This is a genomic window from Streptomyces radiopugnans, from assembly GCF_900110735.1.
Taxonomy (GTDB): Bacteria; Actinomycetota; Actinomycetes; order Streptomycetales; family Streptomycetaceae; genus Streptomyces; species Streptomyces radiopugnans.
Window position 1 is genome coordinate 164287 of sequence record NZ_FOET01000002.1, and the last position, 16675, is coordinate 180961.

Annotated in this window: 16 protein-coding genes; 8 read left to right on the plus strand and 8 right to left on the minus strand. The window is 73.5% G+C overall.

Features of this window, described 5'->3' with window-relative positions; translation table 11 throughout:
* Positions 1-84: 84 nt before the first annotated feature.
* From BMY40_RS05620 to BMY40_RS05640, 5 genes are all read right to left on the minus strand, one after another.
* Positions 85-1263: a WD40 repeat domain-containing protein gene (locus BMY40_RS05620; protein ID WP_093656091.1), complete on the minus strand. Its 1179-nt coding sequence runs from the start codon at positions 1261-1263 to the stop codon at positions 85-87.
* Positions 1260-1622: a CU044_2847 family protein gene (locus tag BMY40_RS05625; protein WP_093656093.1), complete on the minus strand. Its 363-nt coding sequence runs from the start codon at positions 1620-1622 to the stop codon at positions 1260-1262. The genes BMY40_RS05620 and BMY40_RS05625 overlap by 4 nt, the downstream gene beginning before the upstream one ends.
* 236 nt (positions 1623-1858) lie before the next feature.
* Positions 1859-2671, minus strand: a complete 813-nt coding sequence (locus BMY40_RS05630; protein WP_245769922.1) for an ABC transporter permease — start codon at positions 2669-2671, stop codon at positions 1859-1861.
* A 41-nt stretch (positions 2672-2712) separates the two neighbouring features.
* Entirely contained in the window at positions 2713-3534 is an 822-nt protein-coding gene (locus BMY40_RS05635) for an ABC transporter permease (protein WP_093656095.1), read from the minus strand.
* Positions 3534-4685 carry an ABC transporter ATP-binding protein gene (locus BMY40_RS05640; protein ID WP_245769883.1) on the minus strand — a complete coding sequence of 384 codons (1152 nt, stop codon included), beginning with the start codon at positions 4683-4685 and terminating at the stop codon, positions 3534-3536. The genes BMY40_RS05635 and BMY40_RS05640 overlap by 1 nt, the downstream gene beginning before the upstream one ends.
* Positions 4686-4886: 201 nt before the next feature.
* Here BMY40_RS05640 and BMY40_RS05645 point away from each other — a divergent pair, with 201 nt between their 5' ends.
* From BMY40_RS05645 to BMY40_RS05670, 6 genes are all read left to right on the plus strand, one after another.
* Positions 4887-5648, plus strand: coding sequence for a DUF1206 domain-containing protein (locus BMY40_RS05645; RefSeq protein ID WP_245769884.1), 762 nt, complete (start codon positions 4887-4889; stop codon positions 5646-5648).
* 161 nt (positions 5649-5809) lie between these two features.
* Positions 5810-7207, plus strand: coding sequence for a glycoside hydrolase family 18 protein (locus BMY40_RS05650; RefSeq protein ID WP_107436742.1), 1398 nt, complete (start codon positions 5810-5812; stop codon positions 7205-7207).
* A gap of 298 nt (positions 7208-7505) precedes the next feature.
* Positions 7506-7853, plus strand: coding sequence for a hypothetical protein (locus tag BMY40_RS05655; protein WP_093656100.1), 348 nt, complete (start codon positions 7506-7508; stop codon positions 7851-7853).
* Entirely contained in the window at positions 7850-9655 is a 1806-nt protein-coding gene (locus BMY40_RS05660) for an alpha/beta hydrolase (RefSeq protein ID WP_093656102.1), read from the plus strand. The genes BMY40_RS05655 and BMY40_RS05660 overlap by 4 nt, the downstream gene beginning before the upstream one ends.
* A gap of 92 nt (positions 9656-9747) precedes the next feature.
* Positions 9748-10263 (plus strand): hypothetical protein, encoded by a 516-nt coding sequence (locus tag BMY40_RS05665; protein WP_093656104.1) that lies wholly within the window; start codon positions 9748-9750, stop codon positions 10261-10263.
* A gap of 423 nt (positions 10264-10686) precedes the next feature.
* Entirely contained in the window at positions 10687-11814 is a 1128-nt protein-coding gene (locus tag BMY40_RS05670; protein ID WP_093656105.1) for a glycoside hydrolase family 43 protein, read from the plus strand.
* A gap of 50 nt (positions 11815-11864) precedes the next feature.
* On the opposite strand, the gene BMY40_RS05675 is transcribed toward BMY40_RS05670, so the two are convergent.
* Complete coding sequence (locus BMY40_RS05675; protein WP_093656107.1) at positions 11865-12515, minus strand: nucleoside/nucleotide kinase family protein; 651 nt, start codon at positions 12513-12515, stop codon at positions 11865-11867.
* Positions 12512-13198: a nitroreductase family protein gene (locus BMY40_RS05680; RefSeq protein ID WP_093656756.1), complete on the minus strand. Its 687-nt coding sequence runs from the start codon at positions 13196-13198 to the stop codon at positions 12512-12514. The genes BMY40_RS05675 and BMY40_RS05680 overlap by 4 nt, the downstream gene beginning before the upstream one ends.
* Positions 13199-13631: 433 nt before the next feature.
* On the opposite strand from BMY40_RS05680, the gene BMY40_RS05685 reads away from it, so the two are divergent.
* Positions 13632-15263: an ABC-F family ATP-binding cassette domain-containing protein gene (locus BMY40_RS05685; RefSeq protein ID WP_093656109.1), complete on the plus strand. Its 1632-nt coding sequence runs from the start codon at positions 13632-13634 to the stop codon at positions 15261-15263.
* Between the two features lie 72 nt (positions 15264-15335).
* On the opposite strand, the gene BMY40_RS05690 is transcribed toward BMY40_RS05685, so the two are convergent.
* Positions 15336-15992 carry a TetR/AcrR family transcriptional regulator gene (locus BMY40_RS05690; RefSeq protein ID WP_093656111.1) on the minus strand — a complete coding sequence of 219 codons (657 nt, stop codon included), beginning with the start codon at positions 15990-15992 and terminating at the stop codon, positions 15336-15338.
* Positions 15993-16082: 90 nt separating this feature from the next.
* On the opposite strand from BMY40_RS05690, the gene BMY40_RS05695 reads away from it, so the two are divergent.
* Complete coding sequence (locus tag BMY40_RS05695; protein WP_093656113.1) at positions 16083-16658, plus strand: class I SAM-dependent methyltransferase; 576 nt, start codon at positions 16083-16085, stop codon at positions 16656-16658.
* The last annotated feature ends 17 nt before the right edge of the window (positions 16659-16675 follow it).

Sequence of the window (16675 nt, forward strand, 5' to 3'; positions counted from 1 at the left end):
ACAGCCGGCCGGCCACGCAGCTGTGCGGGACGGTGCCGGCGATCGGGTCCGGCCGACGGGCCGCGGGCCCGATGCGGCTCCCTGCTACGGCGAGCAGACCCAGTCGGGCAGCCGGTGCGTCGGGAAGCTCTGCCGTCTGATCGGCCAGCGGTTCGACGAGAGGCTCTCGCAGATCTTCCCGGCCATCTCCTCCGGCCCGAGTACGGGTGCCTCCCACACCCTCGTCCCCTTTCCGTCCTCGGTGGCGATGAGGCCACCGGGGCCGAACACCACCGAGTCCACGGCGCCGCGGTGACCGGTGAGGGTGTCGCGGACCCTTCCGGTGCCCACGTCCCACAGGCGGAACCCGCCGTCCTCGCAGCCGACGGCGAGGACGGCGCCACCGGGATCGAACTCCATGGAGGTCGCGAGGCAGGGCCTGCCGTCGGCCGGGGCATCCGCGCCGGAGAACTCCGGCCCCTCGCCGGACCCGCCGTCTGCCGGGAGGGTGCCACGGAGCACGCCGGTCTCCGCGTCCCACACCTGCGCCTTCCCATCGGGCAGGAAGTCGCTGACGGCGACGGTACGGCCGTCCCGGGCGAACGCCACCTCGACCACGCCTCTCCTCTCGGATCTCCCCATGGAGAAGGCCTGGCGGACCTCCGCGGCCTCCACTTCCCACACCTGTACCTCGCCGCCGCTCGCGGTGGAGATCCTGTCGGGATCGCCGCCACCCACGACGGCGAGCCGGCCGTCCGGGGCGAACGCCACCGCGTACACCTCCCTTCTGTGTCCGGCGGCCGGTGTGGCACGGACCCTCCCGCTGCGGACGTCCCACAAGCGCACCCTGCCGCCAGCGATGGCGGCGAGAGTGTCTCCGTCCGGGGCGAACACAACCGAGCCGGCCCAGTAGGGGGAACCGGTGGAGAGCGATTCCAGGGCCTCCCCCGTGGCCACGTCCCACAGCCGCAGCCTGTCGTCGCAGTCCGCGACGGCGAGGAGATCCCCCTTCGGGCTGAACGCCGCGGCCCCCGGATCGTCGACGCGCCCGGCCATGGTCTGCCGCCTCGTCCCGTTGCCCACGTCCCGCACGTGCACCCGCCCGCCCGGCTCGCCCCCGGCGGCGCGCACCACGTGCGCGCAGGTGACGACGGTGTCCGCGGCGACCAGGAATCCCGTCCCGGCCGTGGCCCCGCCGTCCGCGGTGATCCGTACGACCGAGGCCGGGAGCGCTCGGCGGCGCCCGTCCCCGGCGCCGGCGGGCGCGGGGTCCGCGAGGGTCACTCGGTTCCCCCGTCCCGTCCGGTGTGCCCCTCGCCGCGCTCACCGCCGTTCCACAGCACCCGTACCTTCAGGTGGACCGAGGAACCGCCCTTGGTGATGACGGCTCCGGCCTCGGCCGACAGGTCCACCCCGAACTCGACCTCGTCGGGACCGGCCTGCCGCAGTTGCTCCAGCACCGCCCTGGCGGTGTCCGTGACCGGGGCCAGCGTCTGCTGCAGCGTCCGGGGCATCTCGCGGACCGTGTCGGCGATCCGTCCGGCCTTCACCGGCCCGCCGGCTCCGGCGGCGCCCGGCTCCGGCGGCGCCTCGAACAGGACCGTGCCCCCGTCCTCCAGCGGAATCCGCGCAAGGTCTCGCATCGTTTCCCCTCCCCGTTCCGGCCCGCGGCCAGGCCGGCGCGCCCGGCCGGACAGCCGGAAAGGCTGGCCGGTAACGCCCCGTCAGGAGGCGGAATCCGCTGTTCGCACCGGCGGGCACCGCGGCGGGAGGACCGCGGCGGGAGGACCGCGCCGGCCCGCCGCGCCTGCCGCGATCGGGTTCCGAGGACGGCTCCCGCGATCGGGTTCCGAGGACGGCGAGCGCTCCGGGCGGGCGGTCAGCCGTTGACGCCGGTGTAGTGCCGCAGGCTCCGGTTCCACAGCAGACGCGCCGCGACGAAGAGCGCCAGGCCCACCGCCGGGGAAGCCGCCGCCAGCCAGAACGGGACGCCCAGCGCCGCGCCGTGCCCGGTCAGCACACCTGCCGGGAGATAGGCGACGAACGCCAGCGGCAGCACGAAGGTGAACACCCCGCTCACCGCCTTCGGCAGGATCGACAGCGGATAGCTGCCGAAGGTCGCCATCAGCTCGTCCACCCAGGTGCTCCAGTAGAAGGCGGACGGGAAACGCAGCGCGGCGCAGGAGACGGCGGTGAAGACGGCCGCCTCCACCAGCATGCCGCCCGCCACCCCGGCCGCCAGGAAGACCGCCCGCCCGGCCGTCCAGGGCTCGGCGGCCTGCTGGACGGCGAAGGCGAACATGGTGGCGCCCACCGCCAGGTCCCCCAGGCCGTGGGTGGGGAAGACACTGAGCTGGATCTGCCGGTAGACGGGCATCGGACGCAGCAGGCAGGCGTCGAGCCGGCCTTCCTGCACCAGGAACGACAGGCTGTGGACCCGGCCGAAGAGCAGCACGTACAGGGCGTGGGCCAGCATCCGCATGCCGACGATCAGCAGTACGTCCGCGCCGCTCCAGCCGCCCATGCCGGGAAAGCGCTGGAGCAGCACGGTGGCGAAGACGATGACGGACGACTGCCAGGCGACACCCATCCCGACGGACATCAGGAACTCGGCGCGGTACTCGAGCTGCGCGCGGAAGTTGAGCCGGGTGATCCGCCAGGCGACGCACCAGGCGCGGGCCCACCGCCGCAGCCGTCCGGCGGCGGTGGGGTCGACGGCGAGGGACACGGCGGTCACCCTCCCTGGGAGACGACGCGAAGGGCGGCGCGGTGCCACAGCCACCGGGTGAGCACGGCCAGCCCGACCGCCCACACCGCCTGCACCAGCAGCGCGTGCGGGGCCTCGGAGGGCGGGATGCGGCCGATGTAGAGGGACAGCGGGGTGTTGAGCGTGGCCTGGAAGGGCAGGAAGTCGCTCATCGTGCGGAACCAGCCGGGGAAGAACCACAGCGGCGCGAAGGCGCCGGAGAGCAGGTTCTGCGCGAACTGCACGATCCGCAGGGCCGCGCCGTCGCGCAGCGTCCAGAAGCACAGCAGGTCGACCAGGAGCATCACCCGGTACAGGACCAGCTGCCCCAGCACCACACCGGCCAGGAACGCGGCGCCGGCCTCGGCCGAGGCGGGCGGGGGCAGCACTCCGGCCGAACGGCAGAGCAGGTAGCCGGCCACCACCCAGGCGAAGCCGTAGAGCTGGTCGCCCAGGGCGCGCAGCGCGTGGTAGCGGCGCGGCGCCACCGGGCGCAGGAACCAGTAGACGATGGTGCCGTGGTGCAGATGCTGCTGGACGGTGTCGCGTCCCGAGTGCCGGTCCAGTTCCCGGATGCGCAGGGCCAGTACGGCCAGGACGGCGTAGGCGACGGCCTGCTCGCGGTCGAGTCCGGCGACGGCGCCGTCGGTCTGCGCGTACAGGCCCCGCCACAGGAAGACCACCAGGAAGACCTGCACGGTCAGGCGCAGCGCGGTGGCGGTGAGCCGGGGCGGGGAGAGCAGCTCGCCCCGCGGGGTGATCCAGGCCGTCCGCCAGGGCCGGTGCGGCGCCCGGGCCGGTGCCGCCATCAGGCGCTCCGCCCGGCGGCGGGCGCCGCACCGTCCCCGGCCGCGCCGTCCGCCGCCGCACCGTCCGCCACCGCGCCGTCCTCGGCCGCGTCCCGCACCGGACGTTCCTCCCGCCGCAGGTAGGCGGCGCGCATCACGTCCTCCAGGTCGTTCTCCTCCAGCGCCAGATCGGTCACCCGGTAGCGCTCGACGATCGCCCGCAGCGCCCGGTGGACGGTGGGCGGGGCGGCACCGCCGGAGCCGCCGGGTCCGCCGGAGCCGTCCGGACCGAACACCACACGCGGCCCCTCCCGGCGCACCACCCGGATCCCGGGCGGCGGCGCGCCCTCCAGCTCGGCCGGGTCCAGCGTCGCGTGCACCTGCCAGGTGCCGCCGAACCGTCCGCGGATCTCCTCCAGCGAGCCGTCCAGCACGATCCGGCCGTGGTTGATCAGCACCACCCGCTCCGCCAGCCGGGCCACCTCGGTCATGTCGTGGGTGGTCAGCAGCACGGTGCGGCCGCGCCGCTCCACCTGGTGCCGCAGGAAGCCGCGGACCTGCTCCTTGACCACCACGTCCATGCCGATGGTGGGCTCGTCCAGGAAGACGACCGGCGGGTCGTGGAGCAGCGCCGCGGCCAGGTCGCACCGCACCCGCTGGCCGAGGGAGAGGTGGCGCACACGGGTGTCCCAGAACTCCGACAGCTCCAGCAGGGAGTCGAACTCGGCCAGCCGGGCGCGGTGTTCGGCCTGCGGCACCCCGTAGACGTCGCGCAGGACGGCGAACGACTCGCGGGCCGGCAGGTCCCACCACAGCTGGGTGCGCTGGCCGAAGACGGCCCCGATGTTGCGGGCGTTGCGCTCCCGCTCCCGGTAGGGCACCACCCCCGCGACCCGGGCCTCCCCGGAGGTGGGGGTGAGGATGCCGGTGAGCATCTTGATGGTGGTGGACTTGCCCGCGCCGTTCGGCCCGAGCAGGGCGAGCAGCCGGCCGCGCTCCACGCTGAAGGAGACGTCCCGCACGGCGGTCTTCTCCACCCGCAGCGGGTCGACCAGCGATCTCAGCGCGCCGGCGAAGCCGGGCCGCCGTACCGCGGTGTGGAAGGTCCTGGTGAGGTTCCGGGCGACGATCCCCTCCGCCGCCGTGTCCGGTCCGGCTGCCAACGTTGCCAAAACACGTCTCCGTCCGTCGGTCCCCGACGAGGCTGCCGGACCCCGCGGAGCGTCGGCAAACGATTTCCCGGGTCCCCGTCCGCGGGCGTCGGCGCGCCCGCCCGGGGCAGACGGGGCGGTATGAGGACATCGACGAGGACATCCGCACCGGCACCGGCGTCGATACGCGGGGGTGCCAGACGGGCGGCGAACAGCTCCGCCATGACGACGGCCGCCCGCTGGGGGATGGTCGCGTACGGCGTGATCTACCTGCTGATCGGTCTGCTGGCCCTGCGGATCGCCTTCGGCGACCGGGAGGGCCAGGCCGACAGCGGCGGCGCGCTGCGGGAACTGGCCCAGCAGCCGTTCGGACGGGTGCTGGTGTGGGCGGTCGGCATCGGGCTGGCCGGGCTGGCCCTGTGGCGGCTGTCGGAGGCCCTGCTGGGCGCGGCGCGCCCGGACGGGCACACGGCGAAGGAGCGGCTGCGCTCGGCCGCGCGGTGCGCGGTGCTCGCCGTGCTGTCGGCCTCCGCGATCGCCTTCGCCACGGGGAGCGCGAACGGCGGGTCGAGCGACCGGCAGTCCCAGGACCTCACCTCCCGGGTGCTCGACCTGCCCGCCGGGCGCTGGCTGGTCGGCGCACTCGGCCTGGCGGTCGTCGTGATCGGCGTGTGGAGCGCGGTGCGGGCGCTGCGGCACGAGTTCCGCCGGGAGCTGGGCCCGGTGCCCGCGCGCCTGCGCCGCGCCGTGGACTTCCTGGGCGTGGCGGGCGGCCTCGCGCGCGGGCTGGTGTTCGCGGTGGCGGGCGGCTTCGCCGTCCTGGCGGCCGTGCGGTACGACCCGGACCGGGCGAAGGGCCTGGACGACTCCCTGCGCGCCCTCGCCGCCACCCCGGCCGGCCCGTGGCTGCTGGCGGCGGTCGCCGTGGGGCTGGCGCTGTACGGGCTGTTCACGTTCGCGATGGCCCGCTGGCACAAGGGGTAGGAGGCGGGCACCGCCTTGCCGGCGGACCGCTGCACTCTTCCGGGGGACATGCGTACGGGCCGTTGCGGTGACTCGGGTGATGATCCGACCGGTGCGCCGCCGGATGGAGCCTCTTTCTCCCGATCATGGTCCGGCCACCGAACCGGATCCCGGGGAGTCCCATGACCGCCGCATCCCGTACCGCCCTTCCTCCACGGCCCCGCCAGCCCGGGGCCGCGCCGCTCCTCGCGGGCGCGCTGGCGGTGCTGCTCGCCGTCGCGCCGCCCGCCCCGGCCTCCACCTCGGCCTCCGCCGCGCCGGCCGGGGCTCCGACCGGGGCTTCGGCCGGGGTTTCGACCGCCCCCGAGCGGCCCGGCGGGGAGCGCGTCGGCTACTTCCCCTCCTGGGGGCCCGGGGACGGTTTCCACGTCAGGGACATCGACCGGGCCGCGGCCAGGCTCACGGTCGTCGACTACGCCTTCGGGCAGGTCTCGGACAAGGGCGTGTGCGTGGAGTCCGACGACAACCCCCGCAAGGACGCCTGGAGGGACTACCGGCGCCCGGTACCCGCCTCCGAGTCCGTCGACGGTGCGGCCGACCGTCCCGGGCAGCGCCTCAAGGGCAACTTCAACCAGTTGCGCAAGCTCAAGGAACGCCATCCGCATCTGCGGGTCGTCATCTCGCTGAAGTCCGCGCACTTCTCCGACGCCGCGCTGACGGCGAAGTCCCGCGCAGAGCTGGTCTCCTCGTGCGTGGACCTGTTCATCGGGGGCGATCTGCCCGAGACCCAGGACAGGGGCGGGCCCGTGGGCGGGCCGGGCGCGGCGGCCGGTGTCTTCGACGGCATCGACCTCGACTGGGAGTACCCGGCCCACCCCGGCTCCGGCGGGCACCGCCACCGTCCCGCCGACACCCGCAACTTCACGCTGCTGATGGCGGAGTTCCGCCGGCGGCTCGACGGCGCGGAGCGGCGTGCCGGACGCGAACTGCTGCTGACCGCGGCCGTTCCGCCGGACTGGCCCAAGCGCAGCAGGATCGAGGCCGGCGAGCTCGCCCGGCACGCCGACTTCCTGAACGTCATGGCGTACGACTTCGCCGGACCGTGGTCCCCGAAGGGGCCGACCGACCACCACGCCAACCTCCGCCTCGGCAGGACCCGGAACGTCACCAGCGGGCGGCTGAGCGCCGAGCAGGCGGCCCGCGCCTACGTCGCACAGGGCGTGCCCGCGCGGAAGGTGGTGCTGGGCGTCCCGTTCTACGGCTACGGCTGGAAGGACGTGCCGCCGCACGGCCACGGGCTGCACCAGCCGGCCGGGGCGGCGCTGGACAGCCGGCCCTACCGGTTCGTCGCCCGGCAGCCGGGCCGGGTCTTCCGCGACCGGGCCGCCGGTGCGGTGTGGAAGTACGACGCGGGCAGCCGGACGTTCTGGACCTTCGACGACGCCTCGACGGTGCGGGCCAAGGCCGCCTTCGTCCGCGAGCACGGCCTGGGGGGTGTGATGGTGTGGTCGCTGGACGGCGACGACGCACGCGGAACCCTGCTGTCCGCCCTCGACGCGGGCCTGCGGAAGGGGAGTTGACCGGCCCGTCCGGCCGGGCGCGGCAGGCGGGTCGCCCGAACGGGTGGAGATGAGTACGTGTACTCATGAGGCGGCACCGCGCAGCCGCCATGCTGGCCACCGGAATCAGGTGTGCCCCGCCCCCTCGACGCCCTTCCGTACTTTCGCGCGGCACGGGGGCAGGGCAGCATGACCTCGGTGATCGCATGGAGCGGGGCGCGGAATGGCGGAAGACCGGCAGTCGGATGTCTGGCAGCAGTTACTCGAGCTCGCGGAGAGGCCCGGGGGCGTGGGTTCCCCTGCTGCCGACAGCCCATGTATGACGCTGGCGTCCACCGACGCCCCGGGATCCGATCCCGGCGGCGCGGGCGGTCTCGAACAGAGCAACGGCCCGTGGACATCGGCCGCCGGTGTGGCCGACGATCTCGCGGGCAGCATGCGGACCGCGGAGGAGCGGCTCGGGACCTCCCACGGTGACGTGGGTGCCGAGGGGGTCGGGCTGGCGAGCATCGCGGCCCTGCACACCGTCCGCCGGTCGTGGGAGCGGCGTCTGGAGGACGCCCGCAAGGAGTGCGAGAGCCTCAGCGGGAAACTGCGGCAGGTGGCCAAGGACCATGACGAGAACGAGACGGCCACCAAGTCGTCCTTCGAGCGGCTCGGAGGATGACGGTGACGAGCACACTGACCTGGCGGCAGCTCCGGGACCTGGACATCGCCGGAATCCAGGACGCCGCCGACGGCTGGGCCGGTGCCAGTAACCGGGCGGCGTCGGCCCGCGACCGGGTCGACAACGAGATGCTGGCCAAGTTGAAGGACTCGCAGGAGGGAGAGGGCGCACGGGCCGCGGTCCGGAGACTGGGCCGGCTGAGCGAGAACTTCCACTACATCCACGTGGAATGCGGGCTCGCACGCACCGCCCTGGACGGCCTGGCACACGAACTCGGATCTTTTCAGAAGACGTTGAGAGACAACCTCGACGACGCCGAGGCTCTGAAGTTCACCGTCCACGCCGACGGTACCGTCAGTTACCCTTCGGCGGGTGAGGAAGTGGGCGGTGTCAAACCACCGGGCGGGACCGTCACCGGCTCGCACGACCTGCTGAAGCCCACCACCGACCCGTCCCTGAAACTGACCGACCGCAATCCGAACCGTGCAAGGGCCCAGGAGATCGCCGACCGGATCGCGCGCGTGATGAGAGACGCACGGACCGCGGACGGCGACTACGCGGAGGCGATCCGGAGGCTGAGGACCAAGCCCGGGATCGACATCAGCGACGCGATGTGGGCCGACGCCCACCGCGACTCCGCCATCGCACGCGACGCGGCCTACGACTACCTCGGCAAGGAGATCCCCCGTGACCTAACCCCGGCCCAGCGCAAGGAGTGGTGGGACGAGCTCGGCAAGGAGGAGCGGGAGCAGTACCTCACCCTCTACCCCCGTGAGATCGGTTCCCTGGACGGTATCCCCGCGGAGGTCCGCGACAGCGCCAACCGGACCTACCTGCCGCTGCTGATGGGCAAACTGGAGGGCGAGGGGACGGAGAGCGCCGCCACCAAACTCCAGGGACTCCGGGTCATCGACCGGAAGCTGGACGAGGACAGTGAGCCTCCGATGTTCCTCCTCGGCATCGGGGACGAGGGCAACGGGCGCGCGATCGTCAGTTACGGGAACCCGGACACGTCGAAGAACGTGTCCGCTTACGTGCCCGGACTCGGAACCGCGCTGGACGAGGATTTCGCCAACAACGACCTGGAGCGGGCGCGGGACACCGCACTTTCCGCTCAGAAGTACGATCCCTCGAGCGCGTCGATCGTCTGGCTCGGCTACGACGCACCGCAGCTTCCGGCCGACAAGTGGCTGGACAACGCCGATGTCATGAGCAAAAACCATGCTGCCACCGGGGCAGCGGAGTACAACGAGTTCATGGGTGGCCTGGCCGCGACCAACCGGCACTCCGACCCCCACCTCACCGCGATCGGTCACTCCTACGGCTCGCTCACCGTCGGCCTGGCGGCTCAGAAGTCGGGCGGGATTCCCGGCGCTGACGACATCATTCTGCTGGGAAGCCCCGGAGTGGACGCGGAAAGAGCCGAGGAGTTGGGGGTGGGCAGAGGCCACGTCCACGTCGGGGCGGCGGAGAACGACCCTGTGACGAAACTTCCCTCCAAGAAAGAAACCCTGAGCGGCGCGCTCGGTCTCGGAACCGGACCGTTCGGCACCTACCTCCACTCGAAGTCGGCAGACATCGAAGACGACGACATCTGGTTCGGGAAGGACCCCGCCAGCGAGGCTTTCGGCGCCAACCGATTCAGAGTGGACGACGGCCCGCGCCCCCTCATCGACGGCGAAGGCCCCACCCCGGCACACTCCAACTACTTCAACCCCGAGAAAGACCCGGAATCGAACGCCAACATCGGCGCCATCGTCGCCGACCGGCCCGACCTTGTCACCTCCGAGGAGCACCGGTGAGAGCCAGATCGGCAGCGGCAGTACTGATGGTGCTGGCAGTCTCCAGCTGCGGGATCGCAAGGGAAACAGGGAAGAGCGTGGAAGAACCGGCCATGAGCATGCAGGAAGCGGCCGAGGAAGCCGACAAGATCGTCAGCAGCACCATGCGGGCCGTCAAGCCACCCGTCGCATGGGCCCACAGCGTCTCGTCCGAAAGCTCTTGCGGCACCTCCGGCGAGGGCACCAGGACAGGATCGGTCACCCGGCGTGCAGCCGTCCTGACCGTCATCTCCGACGAGCGGAGAGGGAACTTCCTCGGTGTCCTGGAACGCCACTGGAAGAAAAGCGGATACGAGATCACCAGCGTACGGAACCACCCTGACAACCCGGCGATATTCGCGGCGACTCCAGATGATTTCCGCATGTCCCTGGAAGTCGGCTACAAGGGACAGGTCTTCCTCGATGTCACGACTCCCTGCGTGGCGGAATCCGAGGTGGCACCGCCCAACCCGGAGCCCGGCGAGCCCGAGTACACGGGAGAGAAACCACCGCTTCCCGACAGGCGGTCCGATTTCTGGTCCGCACGGACCCCCGTGACGTCCGGCGGGTCGGAATCGACCGCGAACTGACCGGACGGGCCGTGTTCTTGGCACCAGGCAAGCCGTTCCGAGCCGGGCTGCGGGGGCGCGCCCTGCTCGGAACCGGGGCCGCGGTGTTCGGCACGAACACCAGGCGAAGCCCCGGAAGACCACCGTGGTGGTCTTCCGGGGCTTCGCCGGGGCGGTACGGGAGAGCGTCGCGCCGCTGGAGCGGGGACGGTGAGCAGACGGCACGGAGGGGCGCCCCGGAACGCCCTGCCGGCCGCCGAGTGCGGGTCGCGGGCCCCGGGCCTCGTGTCGGTCGGCTGTTCCGCAGGCGTCTCGAAGAGGTGTCTCGAAAGCCGCCGGCGCTTCCGCCGATTCCGCGCCGGAAGCCTTGACGAGTGCGTACGGCGGGCCTACGTTCGCCCGGAATTACGAATGGCGTTCGATATATCGAACCTGGAGTCGTCCATGCCCCCCACACACCTCCCACGCCCGCTTCCCGGCGCCCGTACCCGGGCACTACCGCTTCTGGTCGCGGCGCTCCTCGCCTTTCTGGTCTCGCTCCTGCCGGGGTCCCCCGCGCCCCGCGCCGGGGCCGCCCCGCAGAGCGCGGTATCGGCCGCGGCCGCCCCGGCGGCGGCCGGGACCTTCACCAACCCGGTGGTCACCGCGAACGGCGCGGACCCGACGATCATCCGCTACGCCGGGTACTACTACCACCTGGGCACCACCTGGGCCTCCCACTGGGAGATGCGCCGCTCCCCCACGCTCGGCGGGCTGCGCGACGCGGCCCCCACCACCGTCTACCGCGAGACCGTCGCCTCCCGGTGCTGCAACTTCTGGGCGCCCGAACTCCACCACATCAACGGACCCAACGGCCTGCGCTGGTACCTGACCTACAGCGCGGGCGTCTCCGGGAACATCGACCACCAGCACGTGCACGTCCTGGAGAGCGCCGGGAACAGCCCCCTGGGCCCCTACACCTACAAGGGCCAGGTCGACCCGTACGGCGACAACCGCTGGATGATCGACAGCACCTACCTGTCCATGCCGGACGGCCGTCTCTACATGCTCTACTCCTTCTGGGAGGGCGGCACGCAGAACCTGTACGCGGTCCGGATGAGCAACCCGTGGACGCCGACCGGCCGCGCGGTGCGCATCGCCTCCCCCACGCACTCCTGGGAGAGGCAGGGCGCGAGCGTCAACGAGGCGCCGGTCGTCCTGCACCACGGGGGCCGGATCTTCCTCACCTACTCCGCCTCCTACTGCAACACCCCGGACTACAAGCTGGGGCTGATGGAACTCACCGGTGGCGACCCGCTGGCCGCGGGCGCGTGGCGGAAGTTCTCCAGTCCCGTCTTCCAGCGCGACGACGCGGCCGGCGTCTACGGGCCGGGGCACAACTTCTTCTTCCCCTCGCCCGACGGCAAAGAGGTCTGGATGGCCTACCACGCCAACTCCAGCCCGAGCGAGGGCTGCAGCGGCACCCGCACCACCCGTGTCCAGAAGGTGAACTGGAAGGCCGACGGCACCCCCGACTTCGGCACCCCCGTCTCCACCTCCACGGTGCTCCGGGAGCCCTCCGGCACCCCGTGACCCGGCACCGCGCCTGCCGACGCGCCCCGCCCGTCCGGCCCGGTGCCGGGTCAGCCGGTCCAGGCGGGGCGGCGGGGGTCGTCGGCGCGGACGACCACGTCGGCGGCCTCCCCCGGCCGCACCTCCTCCTCGTAGCGGGCGAAGGCCGGCAGCTTCCAGTGCTCCTCGGCCGGGGTGCGGCGGGCCAGGGCGGCGGGGGTGAGCAGCAGGTGGACCGCCAGGTCGAGGGGGAAGCCGCGGCCGAGCAGCAGCGGGCCGTCCATCACCAGTACGCCGCCGGGCGGCAGTTCGGTGTACGGGCTGCGGGTGGCGCGGTCGGCGGCCGGGTCCCACAGGTCGGGCAGCACCCGGCCGGTGCCGCCGGGGCCCAGCGGGCCGAACACCTCGCGCCACAGGGCGCCGTCGTCCAGCCACAGGTCGTAGTACGCGTCCGGGTCCCGGTGGCCGTACTCCAGGCGCAGGGAGGCGGGCCGCAGGAAGCCGGCCGCGCTCACCCTGTGCACCGGGCGGCCGCGCAGCCGCAGCGCCTCGGCCAGGTCGTCCGCCCACTCACCCGGCCGGGCGGCCGGGGCGCCGTCCACGGCGGCCCGCAGCCAGGGCGAGCCGTCGGCGGCCTCGGCGCCCGCGAGGCGGTCGGCGAGCGAGGCGATCGCCCGCTCCCGGGTGACGGGTGTGAACGCGCCGCGGGCCGGAGGTGTCACAGCCGCACCATGACCTGCTCCAGGTCCTTGCGGTGGATGTCGGGGACCTGTGCGTCGTCGGCCGGGTAGCCGACCGGGATGACGTACGCGGCGCGCTCCTCGGGCGGGCGGTCGCAGACCTCGTTGAGGAAGCGCATCGGGCTGGGGGTGTGGGTGAGGGTGGCCAGGCCCGCCTGGTGGAGGCAGGCCAGCAGCAGGCCGACGGCGATGCCGACCGACTCCTTGGTGTAGTACGGGCGCGGGGAGCCGGGCCCCTTGTGGACCTCGAAGACCACGATCACCGCGGGCGCGGTCTCCAGGAACGGCTTGCGCCAGTCGGTGCCCAGCGGCGCCAGGGCTTCAAGCCATTCGGCGGACGCACGGCGGCCGTAGAACTCGCGCTCCTCCGCCTCGGCCGCCGCGCGCAGCCGCGCCTTGCGCTCGGGGTCGGTGAGGACGACGAAGCGCCACGGCTGGACGTTCGCCCCGCTGGGCGCGGTGGCGGCGGTGCGGACCGCCCACTCCAGGACGCCCTCGGGCAGGGGGCGGTCGGAGAAGTCGCGCACGGTACGGCGGCGGGCCATCACGTCGTGGAAGGCGCGGGCACGGCTCTCGGCCTCCTCGGCGGGGACGCGCAGCGGCCGGTGCGGGACGGTGGGGCAGGCGGCGGGCGGCTCGTCGGCGAGCCCAGCGGTACGGTCCATGTGCCGCAGCACAGCACACCCGCGGGCGGCGGTAAACACCGCGGTGCGTCCGTCCGCGTGCCCGTTCGCGCCGCCGTTCGCGCGTCCGGCGGTACGCCGGCGGAAAACCGTTTGCGGCCCCGGCCCGCCCCTCCTAACGTCTTCCCCGGCCCTGTAGTCGTCGATCGGAGAAGGCCGTTGCTCGCCTGAGGTCCTGAGGCACCGGACCGCGGGACGCATGTGCGTCCGCGCGGCACCCGCCTGTGCGACGACCTCGGGCTGTGAGCCGCCCTCCGGACCGACCGGGCCGTACCGGCCGACCGGACCGTCCCCGTCCCCGTCCGGGGGTTCCGGCTCCGCGCCTTCCACGCGCTCCCCACCGTCGTACGGGTCCCCTCCCGGTGCCTCCCGCATGTCGCTCCCCCTTCCACGCCGAGAGCAACAGGAGGCCCGTATGGCGCTTTCCCCTTCCCACTCCCCCGCACCGTCCAATCCGTCCGTCGTCTGCACCGGGGTGCACTTCGCCTGGCCGGACGGCACCCCCGTGCTGGAGGACTTCCAGTTCTCCGCGGGCCCCGGCCGCACCGGGCTGGTCGGCCTCAACGGCGCCGGCAAGTCCACGCTGCTGAAGCTGATCGCGGGCGAGCTGACCCCGGTCAGGGGCTCGGTGCGCACCACGGGCGAGGTGGGCCACCTCCCCCAGACCGTCCACCTGGACACCGCGATGCGCGTGGACCGGGCCCTGGGCATCGCCGGGACCCGCGCCGCGCTGCACGCCATCGAGGCCGGGGACGCGAGCGAGGAGAACTTCGCGGCCGTCGGCGACGACTGGGACGTGGAGGAGCGCGCCCGTGCCGTCCTCGACCAGCTCGGCCTGGGGCACATCGGCCTGGACCGCACCATCGGCGAGGTGTCGGGCGGTGAGGCGGTGCTGCTGCGGCTGGCCGCGCTGCTGCTGGCCCGGCCGCGGATCCTGCTGCTGGACGAGCCGACGAACAACCTCGACATCACCGCGCGCGGGCGGCTGTACGAGGCCGTCCGCTCCTGGAACGGGGTGCTGCTGGTGGTCAGCCACGACCGCGAACTGCTGCGGCACATGGACCGGATCGCCGATCTGCGCGACGGCGGGGTCCAGTGGTACGGCGGGAACGTCGACGCCTACGAGGAGGCCCTGGCCACCGAGCAGGAGGCGGCCGAGCGGGCGGTCCGCGCGGCGAGGGCGGACGTCAGGCGGCAGAAGCGCGATCTGGTCGACGCGCACGACAAGCTCGCCGGGCGGATGCGCCAGGGCCGCAAGGCCGCCGCCACCGCGGGCCTGCCGAAGATCGTGGCGGGAGCGCGCAAGCGCGCGGCCCAGGTCTCGGCGGGCAAGCACCGCATCCTGCACGAGGAGCGGCTGGAGGAGGCGCGGGGGCGGCTGGACGAGGCCGCCGAGGCGTTGCGGGACGACGACGAGATCCGCGTCGACCTGCCGCACACCGCCGTACCGCGCGGCCGTACCGTCCTGACCCTGCGCGGTCTGGAGCTGCGCTGCGGTGCCCGCGCGGAGCTGGAGTTGCGCGGACCGGAGCGCGTGGCGCTGGTCGGGCGCAACGGCGCGGGCAAGACCACGCTTCTGCGCACGATCGCCGGGGAGCTGGAGCCGGCGGCGGGCGAGGCGGTGGCGCACGTTCCGGTGCGGTATCTGCCGCAGCGTCTGGACGTGCTGGACGACGCGCTGTCGGTGGCGGCGAACGTGGCGCGCTTCGCGCCGGGGGCGACCGACAACCGGGTCCGGGCGCGGCTGGCCCGCTTCCTGTTCCGGGGCGCGCGGGCGGACCGCCCGGCCGGGACGCTCTCGGGCGGCGAGCGCTTCCGGGCGGCGCTGGCGGCCCTGATGCTGGCCGAGCCCGCACCGCAGCTGCTGATGCTGGACGAGCCGACGAACAACCTCGACATGGCCAGCGTGCGGCAGCTCACCGGTGCCCTGGCGGGCTACGAGGGCGCGCTGGTCGTGGCGAGCCACGATGTGGCGTTCCTGCGGGAGATCGGGATCACCCGGTGGCTGCTGCTGGACGGGCGGCTGTCGGAGACCGATCCCCTGTAGCCGTCTGGGACGGGGGGGTAGCCGGACGGCAGGGGCAGGAACCGGGGGCGGGAGCGGGGGGGCGCCTCCGGTTCAGCTCCCGGCCGTTCCCGGGCGCGCGCCGCCGGTGAGCATGCGGCGGGTCAGCTCCGCGAGTCCGTTCTCCAGTTCCGTCCGGGACGCCCCGGGCAGGGCGGTGCCGCGGAAGCGGTGCGAGGCGACGAACGACAGCAGCCACCACGCGCCGGCGGCCGGGTCGAGGTCCGCCGTGATCTCGCCCGCCCGCTGCCCCCGGGCCAGCAGCGCGGTCAGCTCGTCGGCGAGGCGGCGGGTGCAGCGGCCGTACGCCTCGGCGATCGGGGGCTCCTCGGTGAGGGCGGCGGCGTCGGCCAGCAGGGCGCCCAGGCTGCCGCGCGCGTGCATCCGGTCGATGTGGCCGGGGGCGAGGACGTGGTCGAGCAGGGTGGCCACCGAGCCCCCGCAGCAGGTCTCCAGTTCCTCGCGCAGTTCCGCGCCGACCCGGTCGGCCACCCTGTCGAGCACGGCGGCGTACAGCGCGGCCTTGGAGCCGAAGTTCTGGAAGACCACCGGTTCGCTGACGCCGACGCGGGCGGCGATCTCGGCCGTCCGGCCGCGCCGGTAGCCGGCGTCGGCGAAGACGGCGGTGGCGGCCTCCAGGATCGACGCCCTGCGGTCGGCCGCGCTCAGCCGGGTGCGGCGGGGGGCGGTGGTCGGTTCCTGCTGGGGCACCGCCCCATCGTATCCGTCCGCTTGCCCGGGAACTTAGTGGCGACTAAGGTGAGGCTTGTTAGTCGCAACTAAGTAATTGGGGGAACCGCCATGCCCGGAACCGCGGCCGACAGCAGCCCCGGCCTCCTCATCAACCACCCCCGGCGCTACGAGCTGTTCAGCTCGCTCGCGCTGCCCCTGGTGCGCCGCCGGCTGTTCCAGCGGCTCGCCGGACGCTCCGGGGTCCGCCCCGGCGACCGGGTGCTCGACATCGGCTGCGGCACCGGGGCACTGACCCTCGCGGTCGCCGCGGCCGTCTCGCCGGGCGGCTCCGTACTGGGCGTCGACCCGTCGGAGCCGATGGTGGAGCACGCGCGCCGCCTGGCCGCCCGCCGCGGCGCGAACGCCTCGTTCGCCCTGGGCACGGCCCAGGAACTCGACGCCGCGGACGGCTCGTTCGACGCCGTCGTCACCAGCTTCGCCGTCCACCACGTCCGCGCCGACCGGCGCGAGCGCGCCTTCGCCGAGATGTTCCGCGTGCTGCGGCCGGGTGGCCGCCTGCTGGTGGCGGACTTCCGCAGGCCCGCCGGGCGGCACCGGGGGATGATCGCCGCGGCCGGCTTCACCGGCCTGGCCCGGGGCCGGGAACTCCCCTTCGCCCGCTGGATCACGGCCACCCGCCCCTGAGGCGCCGGGAGAGGTTT